General features: G+C 40.2%; 19 protein-coding genes, 3 pseudogenes and 2 riboswitches. Of the genes and pseudogenes, 4 read left to right on the forward strand and 18 right to left on the reverse strand.

Going from position 1 to position 25262, the window contains the following annotated elements; translation table 11 throughout:
- Window positions 1-63: 63 nt before the first annotated feature.
- Window positions 64-1617, reverse strand: coding sequence for a helix-turn-helix domain-containing protein (locus ACXAEO_RS12470; RefSeq protein WP_474881389.1), 1554 nt, complete (start codon window positions 1615-1617; stop codon window positions 64-66).
- A gap of 179 nt (window positions 1618-1796) precedes the next feature.
- On the opposite strand from ACXAEO_RS12470, the gene ACXAEO_RS12475 reads away from it, so the two are divergent.
- Window positions 1797-3011: an MFS transporter gene (locus ACXAEO_RS12475; protein ID WP_474881392.1), complete on the forward strand. Its 1215-nt coding sequence runs from the start codon at window positions 1797-1799 to the stop codon at window positions 3009-3011.
- 37 nt (window positions 3012-3048) lie between these two features.
- On the opposite strand, the gene ACXAEO_RS12480 is transcribed toward ACXAEO_RS12475, so the two are convergent.
- From ACXAEO_RS12480 to zwf, 5 genes and pseudogenes are all read right to left on the reverse strand, one after another.
- Window positions 3049-3297 (reverse strand): hypothetical protein, encoded by a 249-nt coding sequence (locus ACXAEO_RS12480; RefSeq protein ID WP_474881394.1) that lies wholly within the window; start codon window positions 3295-3297, stop codon window positions 3049-3051.
- 200 nt (window positions 3298-3497) lie between these two features.
- On the reverse strand, window positions 3498-4697 hold the full coding sequence (locus ACXAEO_RS12485; protein WP_474881396.1) for a phosphoglycerate dehydrogenase: 1200 nt from the start codon (window positions 4695-4697) through the stop codon (window positions 3498-3500).
- A 135-nt stretch (window positions 4698-4832) separates the two neighbouring features.
- Window positions 4833-4911: riboswitch (ZMP/ZTP riboswitch) on the reverse strand.
- Window positions 4912-5055: 144 nt separating this feature from the next.
- Window positions 5056-5997, reverse strand: a pseudogene (ftsZ, locus tag ACXAEO_RS12490) (cell division protein FtsZ); the annotation flags it as partial.
- 258 nt (window positions 5998-6255) lie between these two features.
- Window positions 6256-7221 (reverse strand): sensor domain-containing diguanylate cyclase, encoded by a 966-nt coding sequence (locus tag ACXAEO_RS12495; protein WP_474881398.1) that lies wholly within the window; start codon window positions 7219-7221, stop codon window positions 6256-6258.
- Window positions 7222-7380: 159 nt separating this feature from the next.
- A riboswitch (cyclic di-GMP riboswitch) is annotated at window positions 7381-7465 on the reverse strand.
- A 182-nt stretch (window positions 7466-7647) separates the two neighbouring features.
- Window positions 7648-8757, reverse strand: a pseudogene (gene zwf, locus ACXAEO_RS12500) (glucose-6-phosphate dehydrogenase); the annotation flags it as partial.
- Between zwf and ACXAEO_RS12505 the strand changes: the two are divergent.
- Together ACXAEO_RS12505 and hxlB are read left to right on the forward strand one after the other, a co-directional pair.
- Window positions 8723-9136 (forward strand): annotated as a pseudogene (locus tag ACXAEO_RS12505) (orotidine 5'-phosphate decarboxylase / HUMPS family protein); the annotation flags it as partial. The pseudogenes zwf and ACXAEO_RS12505 overlap by 35 nt on opposite strands.
- Before the next feature lie 15 nt (window positions 9137-9151).
- Window positions 9152-9709, forward strand: coding sequence for a 6-phospho-3-hexuloisomerase (gene hxlB, locus ACXAEO_RS12510; RefSeq protein ID WP_474881400.1), 558 nt, complete (start codon window positions 9152-9154; stop codon window positions 9707-9709).
- Window positions 9710-9902: 193 nt separating this feature from the next.
- Here the strand turns inward: hxlB and ACXAEO_RS12515 are convergent, their stop codons facing one another.
- The 4 genes from ACXAEO_RS12515 to ACXAEO_RS12530 all read right to left on the reverse strand — a co-directional run bounded on the left by ACXAEO_RS12515 (window position 9903) and on the right by ACXAEO_RS12530 (window position 11901).
- A complete protein-coding gene (locus ACXAEO_RS12515) occupies window positions 9903-10271 on the reverse strand; it encodes a winged helix-turn-helix transcriptional regulator (protein WP_474881404.1) in 369 nt (122 codons plus the stop codon).
- A 179-nt stretch (window positions 10272-10450) separates the two neighbouring features.
- On the reverse strand, window positions 10451-10822 hold the full coding sequence (locus ACXAEO_RS12520; protein WP_474881408.1) for an HIT family protein: 372 nt from the start codon (window positions 10820-10822) through the stop codon (window positions 10451-10453).
- A gap of 147 nt (window positions 10823-10969) precedes the next feature.
- Entirely contained in the window at window positions 10970-11353 is a 384-nt protein-coding gene (locus tag ACXAEO_RS12525) for a DMT family transporter (protein WP_474881412.1), read from the reverse strand.
- Window positions 11353-11901 (reverse strand): TetR/AcrR family transcriptional regulator, encoded by a 549-nt coding sequence (locus tag ACXAEO_RS12530; RefSeq protein WP_474881414.1) that lies wholly within the window; start codon window positions 11899-11901, stop codon window positions 11353-11355. Before ACXAEO_RS12530 ends, ACXAEO_RS12525 begins: the two co-directional genes overlap by 1 nt.
- Before the next feature lie 149 nt (window positions 11902-12050).
- On the opposite strand from ACXAEO_RS12530, the gene ACXAEO_RS12535 reads away from it, so the two are divergent.
- Window positions 12051-12344, forward strand: coding sequence for a hypothetical protein (locus ACXAEO_RS12535; protein WP_474881416.1), 294 nt, complete (start codon window positions 12051-12053; stop codon window positions 12342-12344).
- Between the two features lie 138 nt (window positions 12345-12482).
- Here the strand turns inward: ACXAEO_RS12535 and ACXAEO_RS12540 are convergent, their stop codons facing one another.
- The 8 genes from ACXAEO_RS12540 to ACXAEO_RS12575 form a co-directional block, all read right to left on the reverse strand.
- Complete coding sequence (locus ACXAEO_RS12540) at window positions 12483-13757, reverse strand: ATP-binding protein (protein ID WP_474881418.1); 1275 nt, start codon at window positions 13755-13757, stop codon at window positions 12483-12485.
- 165 nt (window positions 13758-13922) lie between these two features.
- Window positions 13923-18338 carry a coiled-coil domain-containing protein gene (locus ACXAEO_RS12545; protein WP_474881420.1) on the reverse strand — a complete coding sequence of 1472 codons (4416 nt, stop codon included), beginning with the start codon at window positions 18336-18338 and terminating at the stop codon, window positions 13923-13925.
- Window positions 18338-19066 carry a DUF6063 family protein gene (locus ACXAEO_RS12550; RefSeq protein ID WP_474881422.1) on the reverse strand — a complete coding sequence of 243 codons (729 nt, stop codon included), beginning with the start codon at window positions 19064-19066 and terminating at the stop codon, window positions 18338-18340. Before ACXAEO_RS12550 ends, ACXAEO_RS12545 begins: the two co-directional genes overlap by 1 nt.
- The gene (locus ACXAEO_RS12555) at window positions 19053-20567 is read right to left on the reverse strand and encodes a replicative DNA helicase (RefSeq protein ID WP_474881424.1); all 1515 of its coding nucleotides are present in this window, start codon (window positions 20565-20567) and stop codon (window positions 19053-19055) included. The genes ACXAEO_RS12550 and ACXAEO_RS12555 overlap by 14 nt, the downstream gene beginning before the upstream one ends.
- Window positions 20549-21574 carry a Wadjet anti-phage system protein JetD domain-containing protein gene (locus ACXAEO_RS12560; protein ID WP_474881426.1) on the reverse strand — a complete coding sequence of 342 codons (1026 nt, stop codon included), beginning with the start codon at window positions 21572-21574 and terminating at the stop codon, window positions 20549-20551. The genes ACXAEO_RS12555 and ACXAEO_RS12560 overlap by 19 nt, the downstream gene beginning before the upstream one ends.
- A 487-nt stretch (window positions 21575-22061) precedes the next feature.
- Window positions 22062-22373: a hypothetical protein gene (locus ACXAEO_RS12565; RefSeq protein ID WP_474881428.1), complete on the reverse strand. Its 312-nt coding sequence runs from the start codon at window positions 22371-22373 to the stop codon at window positions 22062-22064.
- Complete coding sequence (locus ACXAEO_RS12570) at window positions 22358-22489, reverse strand: hypothetical protein (RefSeq protein ID WP_474881430.1); 132 nt, start codon at window positions 22487-22489, stop codon at window positions 22358-22360. Before ACXAEO_RS12570 ends, ACXAEO_RS12565 begins: the two co-directional genes overlap by 16 nt.
- A gap of 502 nt (window positions 22490-22991) precedes the next feature.
- Entirely contained in the window at window positions 22992-24956 is a 1965-nt protein-coding gene (locus ACXAEO_RS12575) for a tetratricopeptide repeat protein (RefSeq protein WP_474881432.1), read from the reverse strand.
- Window positions 24957-25262: the final 306 nt, after the last annotated feature.

Here is a 25262-nt window from a genome sequence, read left to right on the forward strand (position 1 = left end):
TTGTTAACATAGTTAAATTTCACTTTCTTCATGGACAAATTAAACATTTATTCAAAAAAATGTTTAAAAAAGTAGCTTTCCATTTTGAAGGGCAGAAGAAAACTGAAGAAGCATATGTTTTCTTCCAATAGGTCCCCATGAATCCCATTCATGACTTTTTGGATAATAAACTTCTTTCTGTTCCACCGCCTTGATTCTTTTCCATTCTTTTGTATGAGCAATTCTCCAAACGTCTTGTTCATAGCTCCAGAGGATGAGTAGCTTGTCGAAGTTTAAATCAGCAAGCTGCTCTACCGTCACGACACGGTAGCCCTCCTCCGGCAAGTCCGGGTGAGGCTCAAATTCTAGTTTCTCATAAATCAAATCAAGGCAAGCATGACGCCTTTTTCCATAGAGACGAATTTCTTCCGGTCGAATCCAGATTACGGCCCAATTTCCCCTTACTGTCATTGATCGCACTTCTTCTTTAACTTTGCATTCTAACAAATGGATGTCTCGCTCAATTTGATCAACCTTGCTTTCTTTTCCGATTATCGTGGATAGCTCACGTAAGTACGCATTCCACTCTGTTTGAAGCGAGATAATCTGCACTTTCTGTTGGTGAGTAAACAAAATAGATTGCATGTGGTCATGATGCAGAGGGGTTTTAATGATACGGTCAGGGTTAGTTTGGAGAATCTCCTCCGGCTGAAACATTTTTTCCCCATTCAACAGTCTCGTTCCTTCCAGCTCTTTTTCTAAATAAGCTGGAACTCCTTTACTTAACGGAAAGGCTGAAGGATAAGCGGGAGCCGCTACAGGCTGGATACCAAGAGCGAGAAGATAATCTTGTAAAAACAACTGACTCACCACAGCAATTCGCTCTTTTGATCTCTTCATATACACGGAGGGGGCCATACCTTCTTTTCGCTTAAATAAGCGGCTGAAATAAAATTCATCTTGCAAACCTACTTGCCAAGCAACATCCTTCGTTGTCATCCCTTTATTTTGAATCATTAAAGCTTTCGCTGCTTTCATTCTCTCCTCATTTAAAAATTCTTTAGGCGACATGCCAGCCTTTTTTCGAAATGCTCTAGAAAACGAGGCTGGGGTCATTCCTGCTTTCGCAGCTAAATCGGCAACAGAATAAGGGGTGGATAGCTGATTTTGTATAATTGTCATGGCTTCTGCAACTCCATCCACCTCTTTATGATCTGTCAAAATGGATAGAAGTTGCCACACTGCTGTTTGGAAACGGCAGCGTTCTGAAAATAATGTTCCGTTTTGTAAACTAGACGCTTCCTCCCAAAGTGGGACCACTTTTGCTGGCAATTGATCGGCTAGCGGCACTGTTAGAAGTGGTGAAAGCATCTCATTCCTTTTATCCCACGATAATTGGTAAACAGATAGAAGGTTAGACGAGGAAGCTGTGAGAAAGCTTTCTTCTGTTACGCAGTAACTCTTCCCTTCTGTGACAAAAAACCGCTGCTCTTTGCTTACTAACTGACCATTACCAGAAGCAATGTAAATCAGACTATTCAAACGGCTTGATTTATGGAGCGATTCCACTACTCCTTCACGTATTCGCAAAGAAGAAATGTAAAGCGATTGGAATGCATCATGCTGTAATTGTGACATATGAAACACCTTCCTACTTTATTGAAAAAGAATTGACAAAGATTGGGCAATGATAGTAGATTAGTAATGAACTATATTGATAACGATTATCATTTTCGATTATAATCATAAACAGTAGATAAATCAAAGCAGGAATCATTGTAGAAAGATTACGTAGTAAAGAACGTGAGGTTGTAATCATGTGGAAAAACAAAAATATATGGATATTATTAATCGGAGAATTTATTGCCGGCTTCGGATTGTGGCTCGGCATTATCGGTGACCTTGAATTTATGCAAGATAAAGTTCCCTCTGACTTTTTAAAGTCAGTCCTTTTAGCAGCAGGTATTCTTGCTGGAATTGCTTTTGGCCCCCTCGCTGGTAAAACGATTGATCGTTCAAGAAAAAAAACCATTATGCTTGTCGCCGGCTTTTTCCGCTTAGTTAGCGTCAGCTTTATGTTTATAGCGATTGAAACAGGATCTGTATGGTGGATGGTCGCTTTCCTTATCCTGACACACATCGCCGCCGCTTTCTACTTCCCTGCTCTGCAAGCTGCCATTCCACTGATTGCGCAAGAAAAAGATTTGTTGCAGTTGAACGGTGTATTCATGAATATATCTACCCTTTCTCGCATACTCGGAACAGCCGCTGCCGGCATCTTTTTAGCTGTCATGTCACTGTCCATGCTCTATGTCATATCGTTTGTAGCTTATACGGTTCTGTTCATTTTGACATGGTGCTTACAAATGGATGAGCAAAAAGGGAAAGAAAACCGTTCCGATGAAGCTGTTCGTCCTGCGCAAAGCTTTACGCAAGTCTTTCCAATTATTCAAGAGCGCCCAATCGTACGGATGACGCTTATTTTGACGCTCGTTCCTCTCTTATTCATTGGTGGATTCAATTTGATGGTCATCAATATTAGCGAGCTTCAGGACAGCACGTCCATTAAAGGATGGATTTACACAGCAGAAGGCATTTCATTCATGCTTGGAGCGTTTTTCGTAAAAACCATTAGTCACCAACGCTCGCCCTATGCGATTTTATTTTTCTTTTCCTTTGTCATCGGGCTGTCACAGCTGCTGCTTTATTTTTCCCATATCCCATTTGTGACCGTTTTGGCGTTCATCCTATTTGGTTTTGCAGTTGGCTGCTTTTTTCCGACTGCGGCAACAATTTTTCAAACGAGAATCCCGAGTGAATGTCACGGTCGATTTTTCTCATTCCGTAGCATGCTCGATGACCTTATTTTTCAAATCGTCTTATTGACGACTGGATTGATGTTGGATACTGTCGGCCTTCCGCACATGACGATAATATTTGGTACATTGTCACTCGTTATAACTGCTTCTTTTTATATAAGATTTCACTCAAAGTGGAGAGGAGCCAACATTAAAACGAACGAGACCCTGTAAAAAACAAGGTCTCGTTCGTTTTAATGGCAATATTTAATCAATCGTTATGCTCTTTTTTGTTTTTGAATAATTTATTTGCCGCTCCTTTTATAACTTGTGATGATTTATCTGTCGTTTTTCCAATTAAGTCACTTCCGAAGCTCGATGTGTTCTTAATAACATTGGATGAAGCATCAGCTGCCTTTCCAACTAAACCGCCTTCACCCGAAACCGACTTCACAATTTTATTAGCCGTATCTACTGTTTTGTGTACTACTCCATTCACTTCATTCGCCGCGTTCTTCACAATGTTTCCGTCCTTCTTGTTGTTTTGTACAGAGATAAGGAACGCCTCCTTTTGTAATTTCGCTCTCACTCATCTATATGTCGTACAATCAGGAATATTCGTCTCAAGCTCGTCCCTTTCAGAAAACAGAACCTTAACTAAAAAAGATGGACCAACACGTCAAAACGGTTGATCCATCTTTCATTTAGTTCACTTATCCATTAAATAATGCGGACGTTGACAATGCCTTCAATTTCGTTCATTTTTTCCGCTAAAGCAGGAACGATATCCCCGTTCACTTCATTGTCAATATCAATCAATGTGTAAGCATATTCGCCGCGGCTTCTGTTCACCATGTCAGCAATGTTTAACTGGTAGATTGATAGAACTTGTGTAATTTGCCCCACCATGTTCGGAACGTTTTGATGGAAAGCTGCTACACGTCTTTTACCCGTATAAGGAAGAGATGCATTCGGGAAGTTCACAGAGTTTTTAATGTTTCCTGTTTCTAAAAAGTCCTTCACTTGGCGTGCCGCCATTATTGCACAATTTTCTTCTGATTCTTGTGTAGAAGCTCCAAGATGCGGAATTGGCACGACATTTTTCATATTTAATACGTTTTGATTTGGGAAGTCTGTAATGTACTTGCCGACCTTTCCGCTCTCTAATGCCGCTTCCATATCTTCTTCATTCACAAGCTCGCCGCGTGAGAAGTTTAAAATATGAACATCTTGCTTCATGATGCTAAACGTGTTTTTGTTAAACATACCTTTTGTTTGCTCTGTTAACGGAACGTGTACGGTAATGTAGTCAGAATGAGCAAATAACTCTTCAATCGTCATAGCACGCTGTACTTTTCGAGATAAGTTCCATGCTGTATCAACAGAAATGAATGGGTCAAACCCAATAACGTCCATATCTAAATCAAGCGCATCATTTGCGACAAGTGCCCCAATGGCTCCTAGACCGATGACACCCAGCGTTTTCCCTTTAATTTCTTTTCCGACAAATTGCTTTTTACCTGCTTCCACGAGCTTTGGAATTTGATCGCCTTCACCATCTAGCGTCTTCGTCCATGCTACACCGGCAAATAAATTACGTGATGAAGCCATTAACGTTGTCAGTACCATTTCTTTTACTGCATTAGCATTGGCCCCAGGAGTATTAAACACGACAATTCCCTGCTCTGTGCATTTGTCTACTGGAATGTTGTTAACACCAGCACCGGCGCGGGCAATTGCCTTTAAGTTTCCACCGAAATCCATCGTATGCATATTAAAGCTACGTACAACAATCGCGTCTGGATTCTCACTGTCATTATCGATTGCAAAACCGTCTTGATGGAAGACATTCAACCCGCTTTGCGCAATATTATTTAACGTTTTAATTGTTTTCACCTTGTCTACAGTCATTGTGCTCATTTTTCTTACTCCCCTTTTATGTATGTTTGGTTTTCGTTTGTACAGTTAATCCAAGTTTTGCGAAGGAACTTTTACTTGAAGTAAGCTAATATGATCCCCTCTTGATAAGCAGAAAGAGGTAAGGAATACTTCCCTTACCTCTGCCCAGGCGAACGGCTTCGACACCATGTGCTCCCTCGCGGTTATCCGCGTTTCGCCAGTCACACACGGCCTTTTGATTGATTTCATCTTATCAAATTCTTCTGAAATCTTCAACTACTTTTTACATCATAGACGAAAGTTTTTGGAGGAAAAAGGGGCCCACTCTTTGAAAAAGTAGGCACCCTGTATTAAATTATGGTTTCATCGACTAATTTTCAAACCCTGTGGCAATGACCGTCACCATAATTTCATCTTTCATGTTTTCATTAATGACCGAACCGAAAATCATGTTTAATTCCTCATCTGACACAGAAGCCACCATATCGGCTGCCTCTTGCACTTCAAACAAACTTAAATCTGCACCGCTCGTGATGTTCATAAGTACCCCACGAGCCCCTTCAATTGAGCTTTCAAGCAATGGACTGGAAATAGCTTTTCTTGCCGCTTCTGCTGCGCGATTTTGACCGCTTGCCCGTCCAATTCCCATTACAGCCGCTCCTTGATTCGCCATAATGGTCGTCACATCGGCAAAATCGAGATTAATTAATCCAGGTACCGCAATGAGGTCGGAAATCCCTTGAATCCCCTGACGAAGAACGTTATCCGCTTCCCGAAACGCTTCAAGCATCGGCGTTTTCTTATCTATGATTCCTAATAAACGATCATTTGGCACGATGATTAACGTATCTGTCGCCTTTTTCATCAGGTCAACGCCACCTGCAGCTTGAATGCCGCGCTTTCGTCCTTCAAACATAAAAGGACGCGTCACTACCCCAATCGTCAGTGCTCCAAGGCTACGCGCAATTTCAGCAATGGCCGGAGCCGCTCCGGTTCCCGTACCACCGCCCATACCAGCTGTAACGAAGACCATATCGGCCCCTCTTAACACTTCTATAATTTGCTCCTTGCTTTCTTCGACCGCTTTTTTACCAACCTCTGGATTGGCCCCTGCCCCTAAACCTCTTGTTAGTTCTGCACCGATTTGCATTCGTACATCTGCTTTTGATAAGTTGAGTGCCTGTGCATCTGTATTCACAGCAATAAATTCCACACCTTGAACGCCATGCTCCACCATTCGGTTTACGGTGTTATTTCCTCCACCGCCCACTCCAATGACTTTAATTTTCACTAGGTGGTCCATACTGACATCAAATTCCATTCTAGTTTTTCCTCCTCATTATGTATCATCGTGCGCTGTATCCTTTATATACGTGAACAGTTACGGTTATGTACATCTTTCATCACCTTCATTGCTCTTCAAAGAAGTACGAGCCTACAGGGGTATTGTATCATTTAATGTTTCCAGCATTCATCCATTCACGAAAAAAATAGCATTTATTCATAAAAAAACTGCAGACAAACAGGTTAGAACGTTCCCTGAACGGTTCTTTCACTGTCTTCCTGCAGGCGAAGTACGTCAACTGAATAAACTGGCACGCTGTCTTTTTTTCGTTCGTTTCTGTTCATACATGTTCTGGTCGGCTTCAATGAACAAACGATCCATGTTTCCGAGTGAATGTTCACTGAACGCATATCCAATCGACATGCTGATTTGTACGTCGTTACCGCTTGTATTGTATTCATCGATTGCCATTAAAAGCTTTTCATAAAGAGCTTCCACTGCGGCTTTCTCCGTATGCACAAGAAGAACGACAAACTCATCACCACCTATTCGAGAAACAATGGCATTCTCAGAGCAATGCTGCTTTAATAATTTAGCAGCCTCCTGAATAAGCTTATCCCCTTTTTTATGACCATAGTTGTCATTGCAATACTTCAGCTCATCTAAGTCACAGCAAATAACGGCTGCCGATATATCTATATACTGATTACATATTTCCATATTTCGCTCAAAAAACTCCCGATTGTAGACCGTTGTCAACGTATCATGAGTAAGTTTATATTCCAACTCCTGCTGTAGCTTCATTTTTTCATCTACATTCCGCATAATTCCCTGAATCGCTACCAATTCACCGTTTTCATAGATTGGAGTCGTATATTCTTCAAACCATTTATAATTTCCTTCCTTGTCTCTCAATCTTTGAATAATCGGTTTACTATAATCTATTTCACCACTTACTTTTCTTTTCATAATCTCGTAATCATCCGGGTGAATAATATTAAAAGGGGTATCGGGATTGCTGTTGAGCTCTTCCAGCGTTCCTTCTCCTAAGAAATCTTCAACAGAAGGACTTGTATACTTATGCTTATACTCTGGTTTTACTTCATAATAGTACAAAATATCTTTCGACCTTTCGACTAGTCGAACAAGATGATGTTCATACTCCAGTACCGCTTTTCGCTTAATTTTTTCACATTTGCTCAATACTTTGAAGAGTAGACTACCTACTATTAAACCTAAAGAAAAATGTAGCAATGACATGAATCTTCCCTCGCCTTTATGTATGTAGAAGCTTCGCTCATTTTGAACATTACTTCCCTATGTCTCTGAAGCCATAAGAAAACGGCATTGAAATTATTAGGGGAGTCTAACAATTTCAATGCCGCCAGCTACCAACGAACCTGCTTGCTCGAAATATGCATTGGTAGCTGGCTGACATCGTCCTTCGACTTTAGTCCCTATAGCTTTGCGTCTTCACCTTTCGATGAATTTGCCTTTATCATTTTGTCATGTTATTAGTCCTTTAGACACATTTATTTCCAATTATACACAATATTGAAAATTAAGGCAATATACCTATCCTTTCATCATGCAGTGACTTCATATTCATAGGCTAGTAAATTTTAATAGAGGTTTTCCTAAACAGACGACTCTCACATCATCCTTATTCCCCTTCAATGGTATCTGTTACTCCCACCATTTAAATCCATCTTCTTCTACTAACCAATTAGACGCTTCAGGCCCCATTGAACCTGAAGGATACGGATAAAGCGGCACACTGTTTTCTTCAAACGCTTCTAAAATTGGCTGTATCCACTGCCATGATAACTCCACTTCTTTCCAATGAGCAAAAAATGTAGCGTCACCAAGTAAGGCATCAAAGATCAGCCGTTCATAAGCTTCCTCAATATCTTCCTGATTCGCTGAGAAACTGACAACGACCGGTTCAATCTTTCCATCTTTTAATGGATTTTTCACATTTAACTGTAAGGAGAATCGTTCATTCGGACTAATCTCAATCGTTAAAAGATTAGGAGCAGCCTCCTCATGCTGCTCAACCATATCCAACTCTTTAAAAGAACGTTTAAATTCAATCACAATCTTTGTCGCCTTTTCCTTCATTCTTTTTCCTGTGCGAATATAAAATGGCACTCCGCTCCAAAATACATTATCAATCCATAACCGGGCAGCCACAAACGTATCATTTGATGAAGAAGCATTAACACCTGGTTCCTCTTTATAGCCAACAACCCGTTCATTGTTGATTTCTCCAGCTCCATATTGACCACGAATGACATGTGCAGCGACTTCTTCCTTCTGTACCGGTCGAAGAGCGTTCATAATATTTCCCTTTTCTCGACGAACATCCATAGCGCTCATCTGTTTTGGCAGATGCATTGCCGTCATCATCAATAGTTGCATCATATGATTTTGAACCATGTCGCGAATCGCCCCTGCCTGATCGTAATAACCAGCTCGCTCTTCAACCCCGACTGTTTCACTAGCTGTAATTTGGACATTGGCAATATGTTGATTGTTCCATAGCGCTTGAAGAATAGGGTTCGCAAACTCTAATGCCACAAGATTTTGGACCATCGGTTTTCCGAGATAATGGTCAATCCGATAAATCTCATTTTCTTCAAACGCCTTGCTTAATTTTTCATTTAAGTCTTGAGCCGATTTCAAATCATGTCCAAATGGTTTTTCAATAATGAGACGTTTCCACCCTTTCACGTTTCCTAATCCACTTTCTTGAATATTGGATGTAATCACATCTACTAACTCTGGAGCGACAGATGATGCCACCATTAAAGGTGCCGTCGAAGAAGCGAAAAAACAAGGAACACAAATTCTTGTCGATATGATTAATGTAAAAAATCTTGAACAACGAGCAAAAGAAGTGGATGCACTTGGTGTTGACTACATTTGTGTCCACACAGGCTATGATCTTCAAGCTGCTGGCGAGAGCCCTTTTGAACAATTGCAAACGATTAAACGTGTGGTCAAACATGCAAAAACAGCCGTTGCAGGCGGCATTAAATTAAACACACTGCCGGAAGTCGTGCAATCAAACCCTGATCTTGTCATTGTAGGCGGCGGCATTACAGGACAAACAAACAAGCAACAAACTGCTAGTCAGATGCAGCAATTAATTAAGCAAAAAGCTTTGGCCTAAACAAGGACGATCATTATGCAGACCATTCAATATGTAAGTGAAATTATTGAAGAGCTAAACCGTACCGCCGATTTGTTGGCGAATGAAGAAGCTGAAAAATTGGTTGATGCCATTCTTGAATCAAAGAAAATCTTTGTAGCCGGCGCAGGCCGTTCTGGATTTATGGTTAAATCGTTTGCTATGCGGATGATGCATATGGGGTTAGATGCCTATGTTGTCGGAGAAACAGTCACTCCTAATCTAGAAAAAGGCGATTTGCTCATAATCGGCTCCGGTTCAGGGGAAACGAAAAGTCTAGTGTCGATGGCGGAGAAAGCGAAAGGTTTAGGGGCAACAGTCGCTCTTGTCACGATTTTTCCTGACTCAACGATTGGCCAACTCGCTGATGTTTCAATTAAATTACCGGCAAAAGCAAAGGCGGAAAAGGACAGCGAACATAAAACGATTCAGCCAATGGGGTCATTATTTGAACAAACCCTCTTATTATTTTTAGATGCCGTCATTTTACGATTTATGGAAAAAAGAGGATTGAACTCCGAGACGATGTTTAGCAGGCATGCTAATCTCGAATAACTACTAGGTCAATGTTAAAGCTCTGGATGTAATGAACGTCCAGAGCTTTTTATCATGAGTTTGTATGTCAATTGCCTATGTATGTACTGAAAAATTCCTTTTGTGAATAACGGGACTGCTTTAATGAACATAGAAGAGTTATATTGTGAGGATGACATGAATGTCTTATTAGTATATAGAAGAACGTCGCTTTCTAGTTGATGGATTTGAGTTGTTCTTCTTCAGATTTCCTAACGGTTTCCATATAGTTTCTCCCCCATTCATACATCGCATCGAGAATTGGCATAAGCATTTTGCCCTTTTCTGTTAACGAATATTCAACTTTTGGTGGAACAACAGGATACACTTTCCGCTTAATCACAAGATCTTTTTCCAACTCTTTCAATTGATTAGCTAGCATTTTTTGAGTAATTGAAGGAATAAACGATTTCAATTCACCGAACCGCTTTGTTCCCTCTTTGCCCAAATACCATAAAATAAGCACCTTCCACTTTCCACCGATAATAGACAGTGTTAATTCTTTCTCACAATTAAACATTTTTTGCGATGTAGAGTGCTCCATATGGTTCCCTCCCTATTCAAATTTAAAGAATGGTATATCTTTACATTCATTTTAGACCGTCTTTCTTCATGATATTAAACTTATGTCAACTTTCCCTACATGAAAAATCTCATTTCCACACAATCTGTCGCTCATCGTTTCAATTCTCTTTATGGACTGTTACGCACTCGAATCGGCAATCACGGATATGGCACCAAATTCGGAATCGCCTTTCGAATACCACCGCGCGGGTCTTCCATATCTCCTTTGTAGCGAGGAATAAGATGAACATGCAAATGCATGACCGTCTGTCCACCAAACTCACCTACATTAACACCGATGTTATAGCCATCCGGTTCATATTTCGCATCGAGCATTTGTTTCCCTTCATGCAGCAAAGCGTGAATAGCTGCGACTTCTGCCATCGATGCATCGAAATACGTTTTAATATGGCGTTTCGGTACAATCAATAAATGTCCTATTTGTACAGGGTATTTATCAAAAAAGGCAAAAGCGTGATCGTTTTCAAGCAACATCTCTTCTTTTGGCAATAAACAAAAAGGGCATGTCATGACAACACCTCCAAAATCCATCGTTACCTACTCTACTGAAGATTATATCAATGGAAGATACAAGAAAAAAGCGAAACAGAAAGCTGTTACTATTCAAAAAAGTGTAAGCCCCCGCTCTAAGCAGAAACTTACACCTTTTTAGTTCTTTTAAGATGAATGGTTGTTTTGATGAATCGTCAATTCTGTTTTTTCTAGCACGGATGCATGGCTGTGACCAGGTCCAAAAAGATTTAAGACGACGACTCCAGCAATAATTAACAAAATCCCAATCGCACTGCCTATCGTGATTTTCTCTTTCCAAATTAAGACAGAAATTAAAACCGTTGCCACTGTACCAAGTCCCGACCAAATCGCATAAGCCAGATTTAATGGCAACGTTTTAAGCGATAATGATAAAAAGAAAAAAGATAATGTAAAACTTATTACAACACCTAATACAGGGAATAACTTTGTAAACCCTTCAGAAGCTTTAACCATGGATGTTCCAATGAGCTCTCCAATAATAGAAATTAGTAAATAAAGGTAAGCCATTATTCATTCTCCTCTTTTGTCCACATAACCAATTCCTGTAATACACGCTCTCTAAGTCCTTTTTCTAAAGGAGCCAATCCAAATATTTCAGCAAACCACAATCCATCCGCAGCGAGACGCGCAATTATCGGAAGCACTGAATCCGCAGTTTCCGCTTCAATCTGTTCCTGCCAGATAGTGTATTGTTTTTGAAATTGTTCAAGCAGTTCCGGATTGGTAAAAACCGCGGCTAATAATCCACTGCTCACTTTTACTCCACCTTCAATTTCTTTAAACGTCGCTTCTACATAAGCTCGGCTCCACTTCCCCTGCTGAGCACCTTCTGCTTCTACTCTTCCTTGCACTTCATTCGCATAATGATTCGTTAACTCCTCTACCATTCCTTTAATTAGCGCTTCTTTATTTGGAAAATGATAAAGCAGCCCGCCTTTGCTGACACCTGCTTTCTTCGCCACTGCTTCCAGTGTTATTTGCGCGGCCCCTTCATCTCGGACAATTTGTGAAACGGCCTCTAATATTAACTGTCGCTTCGAAAGATTTTCTTCCATCTATTTAACCCTCCAAATGGATTATGAATTCTCTATATCCAACTTTACCGTCTGGACGGTTTTTTGTCAATTTCTCGATGGAAGCAGGTTCATGTTGAGGTCACCTATAATATATATTAAAGAGGAAAAGATGATAGGAGGACATGTCATTGTTAAAAGAACATATAAAAAAATTAAGCATGATGTCATCGCTATTAGCAGCTGCCGGCCTCATTTTAATGTTTTCAAGCATTTCTTTTGCCACTTCCTTAGCGGATTCATGGCTATTTAACCAAGAAAACGGTATAGCCGATACGAGTCGATACAACATGATAATGGAAACGTACAAGCAAAACTTTATCATTATTGGCAGCATCCTGTTTGCTGCTGGTTTGCTGACTGCCATTCTTACTTATTTTGCATCACTGCTATTTGTCAAAGAGAAGAAAGAACATACCGCCTAATAATTTGTTTTACATGAGACCCGATTTCTTACATGAAAAATGCCTGCCACGACCCGATATGGGAAGTGACAGGCATTTTTATTTTCAGCGAGCAGGAAACGGACTTGCTTTTACACCGTCTAACCATGACGGGCTAATTTACGAACGGGACAAGCTATGTTCCTCTATACAAATAGGAAAGGTAATGATGATGGTTGTTCCTTCATTTAACGTGCTTTTAATATCGAAAGTCCCGTTCATCGTTTGAATGATTCGAACAGCGACCATGGAGCCTAATCCCGTCCCTTTTTGTTTGCTGCTATAATAAGGTTCACCAAAGCGGTTAATTTGTTCTTTCGTCATGCCAACCCCAGTGTCACGTATCTTGATAGTCATATGTGTTTGAGTAACAGATGAAACGACCGAGAGCTTCCCGCCGTCAGGCATGGCCTCTATCCCGTTTTTCAGTAAATTTATGAAGCATTGTTGAAAATACTTTGGATTACCAAGGACCATTCCTGGCTCTAGCTTGTCCGATATGGTCACTGATTTCATATTAGCGAGCGGCTTGATGACGTCAATGATGTTTCGGATGTCACGATCTACTAAAATAGGTTCCACTTTTTCAGCAGCCGGTTTGGCAAATGCCAAATAATCACTAATAATGGACTCTGCACTATTAAGCTCTCTTTCTACATGTTGAAGATACCGATTTCTTGTTTCCTCAGATAAACCAGGATCTTTCAACAGCTCAACAAACCCTTTCACAACCGTTAAAGGATTTCGAACTTCATGAGAAATGCTTGCTGCAAGCTGGCTAACGACTTCCATCTTTTCGAGTTTTACTACTTTTGATCTGATATACATCCCATCTCGCAACATCTCCATAATGGATACAGTAAAAAACATAATGACTGGTGGAAGAAGAATGAAATAAAAGACATAAGCCTCGGTCACCTGAAAGAAGTCTGACATCATGACCGCAATAAATGTTGTGACAACGGCAAGAGCAAAAGACAGGACAATCGCAGCTGTCAGCTTCCCTTTTTTATTCAATATGTTGAACTTTCTAGAATAAAGCGCAGTTACAATAAAGATCACGATATAAACGATTACCGTCAGAACATTCATTCCATAAATCATAAATCTAACTGTTAATAAAATCGTTAATAAAGCCGCACCAACAGGCCAACCACCATAAAGGGTCCCAATGATAAAAGGAATCTGCCTTAAATCATGAACACAATATTGATCAATGTAAATGGGAAACTTCATGCACAAAATCATCGGTATACTCATGCATATCGTGAGAAGAACCTTCTTATAAGGATTGAACCGCTTCATATTTTCATACAACACAAAATAAAGAAAAAGACTCGCTAAAATATAAAATAGATTATCCAATACGTTTTGATTAATATAAGCAACATTCACTATGAAAGTCTCCTAAGCAAAATACTATATTTAAGTATAAAGGAAAGGAGCTTGATGTTGGAAGTGTTTTTATTAAAAGTGCCTGTTACAACCTGATTAGAGGAATCACAGGCGTTCAATTGAGTCCTGTACCTTTTTTCCTTACCATATCATCAATAGTCCTTATTACTCAAATAACACCATTTGCTCTATCTCTCCTAAACGCTCCATCGATTGCGGTTCATGATCCTGGAAGTACGCATGATGCAGCCATTTTTCCTTTGTCATTACTTGTTTGCTTGCATCTGCTGAAGTTCGCAGACGGCAGCTGTAAATGATTGGAAAATAGTCTTGCAGAAATTTCCCTTCCGCATGAGCTGTCAAAGCAATAATTTGAAATCCGAGCTGCTCGGCGACAAAAAAGACCGGGCTTAGTACATGGTCACTTGATGCTTTGCCAAACGGATTATCTAAAATAACGGCTCGATGACGTTTAATATTTGGCTGTATATGTTGTTTTTTCTCTGCCACATAATTCAAAATGCCAAGGAAAAGCGTCATGTTCTTACTCCACTTTTCGCCGCCGGACCAGACATTGCTTTGCTCCCACGAATACGAACGAGTTGTTACTTTATTATCGTTCGTTACTTTTCGGCAATTAACTTTCATCACTTCATTGTTCATGACAATTTGTAAAAGTTGCTTCGATTGAAGCCATCTCTCTACTTCTTTACGGATTTTGCCGAAATCCTCTTCTCCTCGATCATTTTTGAAGCGCTCAGACTCCAACTGCTTCACAATCCATTCAATATGATCACGAATACGGTTTTTCCCCGCTTCCTCTTCCCACTCTGGAATCGAGAAGATGAAAATTTGTTTCCACTCATCCTCTGCTTTTACTTTCGTTTTCTTTGGAATATGCTTCAGTTCCTCTGCCAATGTTTGAAGATGACTGTGTATTTGATTAATGAACGCTTGAAGCTCCACATCCTTCTGGCGAATATGCTCGTTCGCATACCGTGTTACTCTCTCTACGCTCGTCATCATATTATTTTTAAACTGCACGATGTCTTCATACGTTTGCTTATGCTCCACTCCGTTTAATGCCATATTGCGCATTTTCACATCAGTGATTGTTTGATTACAAAACTCGCGAAAATATCGTTTGGCGCGGTTGACCTGTTCTTTTTCGTATTCTACTTTTTCTTTTTGATCTTTTAACCTTTCCGTCACCTGTTTAACAAACGCTTGTCGATTGTAAGTAAATGCTGTTGCTTTCTCTGGATTGAATGTAACGCCGATAATATCGGGAGCATTGAAGTGATGACCTTCTACAAAGCGGTCTAATTCTCGTTCCGCTTCTTCGATCGCTGTTTTCTCTTTTTGAATCCGCTCCTGCTCTTGCTTTAAAAACGTGTGTCTTTCATTCAAGCTTTTTTGTTCAACTGCTAACATTGCTTCAATTTCATGGGCAGGTTGTGTAAAAGAAACGGGATCCGCCTTTGGAAAATTCTTTTGAAACAACTCTACTTTTGCTTTCCAGATTCCGTTCTGAATATCCCTTTTCGATTTCTTGTCAGCTTCTTCTTTTTGCAACGTTTGCACTTTTTTCCCAAGCTCGATCATCGTTGCTCGCATCACTTCCAACAAATGATCACCATCTGGCGGAAACATTCGATTTTGCTCTACATCTTCACGTTCCCGTAAAAGGTCCTCCATTTGTCCGTTTATGCTGCGAATCGCCTGTTCTTCTCCGGCTTGTTTCGCCTTCCATTCACCAACCGTCGTATCGATTTGACGAAGCTTATACTCAAACTCTTTTAATCGATCCTCAATTATTGTCCGCTCCTCACCTGTATATAACGGCGTAAATGCTTGAACGGTTTTAAACGTTTCATCTTGCCTTGTTTGCTCCAAATAGAAGTCCAGTTCCCGCTGTCTTGTTACTCGATCTTCTTTTTCTTCTTCAAACCGCTTGACCTGTACGAACAGTTCTTTCTTTTCTTCTACCATCATATTCAAAGCGCCCTGCAAGCTCAACTCCTGTCGCCACAGTTCAGTTAGTTCATGTTCATACTGAAGGTAGCGGATAGCTCTTTGGACTTTTTCTTCAAGTCCAGTCTTTTCTTCTCCATAACCTTTTGCATTTGCCCGCACCGTATCGAGCTTGCTGTTCAAGTCTTGCTCTACCTGTTGTTCGGCTTGAATTTTCATCGTTAATTGTTCGATTTCATTCGTAAGACTTCGAATGGCATCTACTAACTCGACTTCTTTTTCATGCGGGTATTGTTCAAGAAATGCATAGAAATCAGCTAACGTCTCTTCTTTCCTTTGAATGTCTCGTTCTTTCCCTTTCCGGCTCTCCGTGATACGGTTAGCGTTTCCCACCAGTTGTTTCTTCCAGCTTTCAAAGGCCGAGATGTCGAGGTTTCCTTCCCAATGAAGAGGTGCAATCCAAGAAACGTCTGTTTGCTCTTGACCAATTCGGGCAATTTCATCCGTTGTGAGCAAAAAAATCGGAAACTGGAGCCGATCGGCAATATGACGAACTTTTTCCATTAACCGCTGTTTAGACTTTGACGTTGTAATAACGGTAAGTGGCCAAAGCGTAAAATGCTTATTGCGCTCACGCTCTTCTTCGCTCATTTTTTGCCAAAACTCAACACCTGTTGTAACAAAATCGAATTGATTTTTCCACGATTTCAGCTGTTGTTCGAGAAACGGATCGCTGAAGAACGTTTCTTGCCCGCCGTATTGGTCAATAAATCGGTATGCTAATCGCTCTTTATACAATAACTCTTCCTTCTCTTTTTTCTCTTTCTCCAGCTCAGCAAGCAGCCGTGTTTTCACCGTTTCTTCTTTCAAATAAATCGAATCAATGCTCGCCCACTGCGGCCGGATCGCCGTAAGTTTCCCAATTACTTTTTCATGCGCTTCCTTTAAAAGCGTATGTTGATAGAACAGTCTCTCTTTTTCTTGGACAACATTTGTTCTTTCCTCGATAAACGCAGCTCGCTGTTCTCCTGCCTGAGTAATAGCCGCCATCAGCATTTTTGCCTCTTGATGTAAGCGAATCATTTCATCATCTAAATATTGCACCCGTGCATTCCATTTCGAAAGTTCCTTTTTCACTTCCTCCTGATCGGGATTTGAAAGAAGCTCTTGCTTCAGCTGTCCAACATCACTTTCACGCGTCTCTCGTTTCCCTTGAATGCTTGAGAGCTGCTTTTGTTTCTCAGATGCTTCCTTTTCTTTCGCTTCTAATTCCTTTTGCAATTCCGTTAACCGGTCCTCAATCGGTCTTAATTCAAATGAAATGTCTTTTTTCGTCTGTTCCAGGCGCTCAATCTTTTCGTAAAAATAGCCAAGAAGCGCTCGTTTTGTTTGCTCCATCTTCTCCTCATAATCAACGAGTTCCTCTGATTGATGTAATTCAGACAATTGCTCCTGTATATACTTCAATCGCTGTTCATGCTCTTGTCGTTCTTTTGCCATTCTTGCTAGCTTTAAAGAATAATAGCTTCGTTCATTTGTTTGGAGCGCTTCCTCTTGTTCCTCAAGCTCAGAAAGAATGTGTTTATACACTTCTTCTAATTGACGGAAAGCGAGTTCTTCAACAAACATCTCATAAGACGCTTTTTTCAAAGCATGCAATCGATTAGTTTCTTCCCATTCATTCCAGCTTTCATTCACAGCAGCTAGTTCATTTGACGCATGCCGCTGTTGCTCTAAAATTAAGTTCCATGTTCCTTTTGCCTCCGCTTTTCCTTGCAAATACGAGCGTTCACACTGATGGAGCTTTTCATAATGACGAACATATCGTTCAAGTTCCTCTTGAATCTGCTCATTTTCCCTAATACTTTCCCTCAGTTTTTTATAAACTTGAAAGCTCTCCCGCTGTTTTTCAAACATATCTGCAAATAGATTCGGATCATGCCCAGCAATCGACGCTTCAACGGTCGGAATTAACAATCGGTCAAAAAGCTGGTTCGTACTTTTACATTCATCAAAAAACACTTCAACGCCGCCTTCTGAACTATTAATTTTTACAACACTTTCCCACTCGCTCGAGATAATGTGATACTGTTCTTCAATAAATTCTTTATACTCCTTAATCGTCGAAAACGTTCGTGCTCTGAAAAGTTTATCCTTCATCAAGCTATAGTAATCTAACATTTCTCCTCTTTCTGCAGGACGCTTTTTCCCATTGGTTTCTCGGACAAATGGTATTTCTTCGATGCGATGGGCATCACCAGCATCATATTCGTACACATATCGAAGGGAATCGAGACCATTTTTTGTGACATATAATGAAACAGAAGTTGTCACATATCGGCGCGGGTTGTCATTCATTAACCACTCAATCGCGACATGGGCAGGGGCATGTTCAAGGAGAAGTGTATCCCGAATTTTTCGGTCAGCTAAAGAAGTATGCGGCAAAATTGCCTGTAAAGCTGTTTGAATAAAGACGGTCTTCCCGCCGCCGTTTTCAAGCAAAATCGCTCCGTTATTGCCGTCGAACAAAAAAATCTCATCGTTATACCGTTTTTTTCCTTCTTCATATACGACATTCGTTAATCGAATCTTACTAATGGAAGGCATTAATCTTCAGTCCCTTCAAAGCCATAAATGAATTCAAAAATCCCTTTATTGTACTCAACTTCCATAAAGAAACGCTGAACAATTGTTTTCGCTTTTTCGGTCAAAATAATTTCTTTATTTCCAATTTCCTTAATGATGTCCTGATCAACTAAAAAGCGTTTCACCGTATCAATAAAGCTTAAGCGGCTGATCGTATTCCCGCTTTGCTTTTTCGCGGTTTCTTTAATATCATCCATATTTGCCCACTTCTCAATAATAAGCCGCCAATTATAAGAGAACTCTCTTTCATAATCGCGCAACTCCTCTTCCCCGTGAGATTGTAAATAAGAAATGCGCTCATCAATGAGCTGGATCCATTCATCCAAACGGAGAAACTGTCTTGTGGGCTCCTGGCTCTGATACGTATCGTAAAAGCTGCCAAATAAGATAATCGAAGAAAAATACAGCAAATATAAATCGCCGTTCGTCGCGCCTGATTTCAAATAGCTGCGTTTAATCCACTCATTGCTGACATGAAACGGCGACAGCTTCGTTCTTGGAACCATAAACATTCGTTCACTTGTCCGAATGATGACACAATCGACTTCATGGCTGAACCGATCGAGAAGGCTTCTTATATTATCATCCGCCTTATACTGCTGAACCGCATCCATCGAAGCAGAGCCTTCACGAGCAAGGGTTGTATACAGTTGAAAAGCTTTCATCACTGTTTCTTCATGATAATTCATCTTCTTTCTCCTCCATCGTTATATGCATGTCTTGAATGGAATATCGGTCGCAATATTGAAGAATTTCTACTTTCTCTTGAATGATTAACGTTCTTGTTCCAAGCAAGGACATTGCCTCTCCTAAAACGGTGTTCCCGTCATCCTCTGCTCGCTGATCTTCTGTAATTGGGGAGCGCTGATGAAGAATGAGCCAAAAATCATAAAAATAACGCTCGTTCAGCCATTGTTCTTGACCGTTTTCTATTAAAAAATCGGCAAATACAGAAAGCGCGTTTCCTTTGTCATTTTCATAAGCCTCCAATAATTGCTCCATCACATCGCGATACTTAGCTGCTAACCATTTACGATAAGGATGGTCATCGCCTTTACTGTCCGCTTCAATAAACCCTTGTTCTTCCTTCTCCTCCCGTTCTTCTGTTATATTTTGATCAGCCAATATACTCAGAGGTGACCAAAATCGATTTTCCTCCACTTTCAAAAAAGGGTGAAGAATGCCCTTCATCGCTTCGACAGGGAGCGGAGTTGACACAATTGCCGCTACAACATCCTGATCAAAATTAAATGATTGAACCCCTGTATAATAAAGGGATTCTTGAGCGGTGACCAACGTCGTATTTTTTAAGGAAAGCGTTTGATCGAGCAACTTTGAATGCTCAGAATGCACCAATTCCAGCTCCCTTGTTATTTTCAGCACCCACTCGTATGTTTTCTTTTCTTTTTGGTGAACATCTTTTGAAAATAAGCGCTCACGTGTTTCTTTTACGAAAGAACGAAGCTCCTTAAATTCTTCATTTTCTCTTTCTAACCGTCCATAAATATCAGCTAAAAGCTGTTTGTACCGTTCAAATGTTTCTTCTGATACAATGCTTCGCTGAATTTCATGCTTTAACTTTTCCATCCGTTCTTCTAAACTCTCAACATCAATCCGCATCTCATTAATTTGCCGTAAAGCTCCTTGAAATTCACCCTTTTCAATTTGCTTCCGAAGCATAAGCTGGTTAATCGAAAGTTGAAATTCGCTGTAAAATTCTTTCGTGGCAAACAGAAGCTCCAATCCATCTTCATCAAGCGTATAAAATTGTGTATTTGTTTTTAAATCAAAATCATTCGCTTTTAAAATCGAGTATTCCATCGCTTCTTCATGCTTCGTCTCCCAGTTAAAAAAGGGATAGCTCCTCTTTTTGCCCGTTGTAGGTCGGAATGTTTGGATGATCGTTCGCGCCAGCTTCTCATAAGATTCCTCATCCAATACATATTGCTGCTCTGTCATCTTTTTGAGGAAAGTGGCGACCTGCTTTACTCCCGTCTTATAATGACGAACAAGCTTTTGTTCAAAGAAGAAAAGGAGCGTCAGCAAACCAAGCCCTTTCATATCAATTGGCGTGCCTTTGTCATCCTGTTCTCTCTTCCGGTCAAGCTCCAGCAATGGTTCAAACAAAGCAAGCCGTCTCATCCGCTCCCGATAACCGCTCACTAATTCGACTACATCCACATTGTCCAATCTGTTTCCCTCCAAATCCGCTGCAACTCATTTGTTTTAACGATTTCTTGCGGATAATATTGCCCGTTCTTTAGAAATGTTTGAATATGCTGTTGTTCATGTTCCAAAAAATAAGGTAAAAAGGCTGCCAGCGCCTCCGCATTCTCCCGCTGATAACCCTTCCCTTTAACCGCTTGCTTTCGCAAACAGGCTCTATAAAAAGGAACAGCTGGAACAACAGTTTCCCTTTTGTTTAACGAATGCCAAATCGTGATGCCTGATTTGTCCAAATCACCAAAGTATAAAAAGCGATGCTCAGCATGAACCGGATATTGACTAGAAAAATGCTCGATACTTTTCACAATCTTATTGCCGCTTCCAAAAATAAGTGCCGAAAAACATGTATCAAGTAAAGCAGGAAGAAGCGCTTGATAAGTCGTTTTATTTTCGACAATGAGATGAAGCTGCCTGTCTGCTTGAAGATGAGAAGGATTGATGGCAAACATAAGCGGATCTGAAACGGGGATAATATTGAAGGGCTGCCATAATCCAATCCGCTCAAGAAGCTCTTTCCCCCCTTTTTCCGCGATCCATTTCTCATCGCCAACGAGCTCAAAGCTTCGTTCTGGAGCGGGAGCTTTTTCAATCGGAAAGGAATATGTACGAAGATATTCATCAATTTTCTTAATATAAGGAAGATCTTCTTTCCACAATGATGACTCTTGCCCAAAATAAACATCAATTCCAATGGATGAATGAAGCAGCAGGCGATATCGCTGCAACTCATCATGAAGCTCCTCTGTCAGCATGCTCTTATCAATGCGGTACTGATAGGCAAGCGACGGCACTCTGCTTGTCCGCCCTTTTGACTTTACCATCGTGAGAATCTCAGCTTCTTCTAGTCCCAAAATTAAATGAGCAAAATCTTCATATGTATGAACAAAAGGGGATGCCAGCTCTTCCAGCTCATTGATCGAAATCGTTTTTTTCTTTACTCCAGCCAGAAGCCCGCGAAATCTTTCTGTCATATGATTGCAACTCCCATTATATATATTCTACTTAATAACTCGACACAGCTTCATTTGATTCAAGAACATTTACAACGGCTATTAAGATCACTTGAACTGCCCTCAAAGGTTCACCTATGCGGACGGCGCCAACCCCGCAAGGGGGGTGACAGCCGCTTAGGTTTAGACAATTGGACATGGCCGTTCTTTGGTCATGTCCAATTGTCTAAATCGATTTATATACAATGTTTTCGTCTTCTATTTTACTAGAATTATATGGTGGTTGGAAAAGGAAATTTATGAAAAATGCCTGTCACGACCCACGCAGGGAAATGACAGGCACTTACTATTGATGCTCAACAATCCTTATCTCATCCAGAAACGCTCGTTTATTTTTATGTTGCTGCTTTAATCCTGCTAACGACTTTGCCACACATCGTTTGCTATTAAAAGATTTTGATAAATATTTCTTGCTTTTTGTAAGTGTTTAGTCGCTTCTTTGTACGTTTTACGGGAGCCATTTGGTATAAAAGAACAGCCTTTCTTCCAATAAAGCATCCTCAAACCCGAAATTTCCAATTGCATATTGCCTAAATGCCCGATTCATTAACTTCCTTTTTTCTTCAAGAGACAGCGGGAATTCCAATGAAAGCTCTCTTATTTTCTCTAAATATTCGTCAGCCTCATATTCCAAATGCTCTGAACCGCCGCTATAATCGTTTAAATCGCTAATAATCTCTTCTGCCCGCTGCCAATATTCCCAAAGCAATTGATTAGGCAAAGGCGTTGTTTTACTCAATCCTTTTACGAAGCATACCATTCCATAATCGCCATATCGATATCTGCATATTCATCAGTTAGATAGGTAACTAATTGTATCAGTTCTTCTTTCTCTAAATCTCCACACAGCTCTTGTATCGATAACTCTTGTTTCATTTTTCTGCTCTCCTTCTCGTTTACTGCTTTACTTTCAATCTATTTCTTCCCTCTCATTATCGCCAATCCATCACTACTTAACCCACCTCTTCTAATAATCTGCTTCTCACGTTGTCATGATGGCTTCAGCAATCATTCAGAGATTAATTAACCTTAACTTCGAATAGTTGTTAAATACGGGCAGCCTTTCAATTCCGTATTTTAATTTTGAAGCTGCTCGATTTTTTTGTTGATTTTGTTATTAAAAATGCCTGCCACTTGTTATGAGATATAGAAAAGAGCCTGATTAAAAAGGCGAAAAATAATCCTTTTTGATCAGCCTCCTAAAAGGTCCCCCACTAATAGAAGCTTTCTTTATTTCTTCTCCATAACAGCAAAGTAATTCTCTTCATCGTCCGCAAAGTTAACTACTCTGCCAAGCTCTCCTTTTATTTCGCGAACAAGGGCCTCTTCTCGTTTCTCGCCTTCTTCAACCTTGCTGGCTGGGACATTTATAATATTTTTATAATTGTTGTTTTAACCAGTCAAGCAAAGCTTCATGCTCCCACCAAAAATGGGCATTGTCCATCACATAAACAATTGCTTCATTTTCATCTCCCAATCCGTAAGCGTACGGCATGGATTTTGGAATTTGTTTTTTACGCAACAAATAGTCTATCACATAAGGATTTTGTTCAATGGCCTCCATAAACAGAGTTTTCGCCCTTGTGGTCGGACCTTCATAGAGGAGTTCCAGCAAGAGTTTACTATAAGCATAATAAGCTGTCATATCTTCTTTATACATTTCTAAAAGATTTAGAGCTTTCTTTGTTTGACCTGTTGCTATACAGGCTGAAAGCAGCGGATACCTTGCTCCTTGATTATCATTTGGATTCAGCTCAAGCAACTCTTCGAAGTGTTTTATTGCATCATCATAATTACCATTATCATATCGAAGCTGTGCATACTTGAATTTAGAACGCATAAAGGGCCTCGTATGGACCATTATCCAAAAATGACCTTTATTCTCTTGAAAAAACCGTTTTCCTAATGCTTTTTCCCCACGAATCATCCCTTCATGATAGTAATGCAAGGCCTCTTCAAATGTAGATGCTTCTTCCGCTAAAATGTTGTAAGCATCCGAATTGTCAGGATCAAACTTAAGAGCTTCTTTAGCCAGTTTCTTTCGCTTTGTCCCAGTCGTTTCATAGGCATCAAACACCAATTCCTGTGCTTTTTCTTCCATCGATGGCGGTCTTGTCGAAACAGCAGGCTGATTCATTCGCTCATTCATGAATCGGTTGATGTCATTAATCGAATCAAACTCGATCCCTTCCATTTCCTGTTCCATCCTCCGCAGCTCACGTTCCATCAAAAAACGTGACTGGATGAATGGATTTTCCTCTTCGTCTAATTCATCTCCAGGGAAAAAATCTTCCGCAAACATTTCACTTACTAATTCATCAAGGTCCTTTTCTAAAACGCGTTCCATCTCCCGGCAACGCGATGAAACAGTGTTTGCATTTACCCCGTAACTTTCCGAGATTTCCTTTAATGAAGCTGGTTCCATTAGCAGCAGTATACGCTCAACTAGGCAATGTAGCGCTGCAACATAAATCATTTTATTTCGAATGCGAGGGTTTCGCTGCTCACAATATTTATACCAGAGTACGATTCCAAGAGAGCCAACAACATCATCATACAGTTCATCCTGCATTGCTTGTTGAAAAAGAACCGCCACTTCAGCATGATCATTCGACAACCACTCAAACCGGTCGGCATCCATCTCAACACTGTCACCAAATATGGCCATATCAAGAATTTCCGGAAAGAAGTTTTTGATATATTCAGAAGGATTCACCTCATCGTTTTCCTCATATTTTTGAATGATGCTCTGTTCAATAGAATCTGTCATATCACTTGGAAAATCAATAAATAGCGTAAAAAACGCTGCCCTGTCTCCACACGGAACAAGAATTCCAACAAGTATACTATTCTGTTCAACCGTGCGGTCTTCTTCCAAAATATTTACGGTGATGAGCTCTTTTGTCAAAACATCTTGAACAGCGATTGTTTGATTTTCACTTGAAACGACTTTCGTAATAGAAGGCGTCCCCTCTCTCCATGATTGGAGAACATCTTTCACTTTTTGTCTTTTGATGGAGGAAAGGTGTCCATCGATGTAAAGATCGATGGCCTTTTTACCATGCTTGACAGGTAAAGTAAAGAGACACCAATTGATCATCATAAACTCAAAAACTTCCATCATTTCATCCGGTATGTAAACATCCTTTAGTCTATCATCCAAAAACTCTGTGATTTCATCTTCATAATTCGTTAAGGCAAAGGCTACTATATTTCTTTGCAGTTCAACTATTTCCTCGTTAATCACTTTGTTTATCGAAACAACAGCTTTTTTATCACAGCATCTTTTATGTTTTTTCCCGCTCCCGCACGGACACAAATCATTTCTCCCGACTTTTAACATTCTATAACGACCTTCCATTTTTTCTCTTATTATAGCTTAGCCTCATTACTAGTTTTTTATTCTGTTAATATTAATATAGTGTGGAAAGCACCTGTCACCTCCCGGATGATGAATGATCCCCTTTTGGATTAACATTCCTTACTCCTTATTTTAACAACAATAAACTTTTACTAGAATGGTACCCTCAAAGCTTTTCACACAAAAATCACGTATAAAGTAAATCTTCATGAGTTGCTGATATTTAGTTTCTAACTAATCTCCAAAAAGGTCGAATAGATCGACATCACTTACAATAACCGTGCTCCA

The organism is Bacillus sp. ABA4_010, assembly GCF_056159105.1.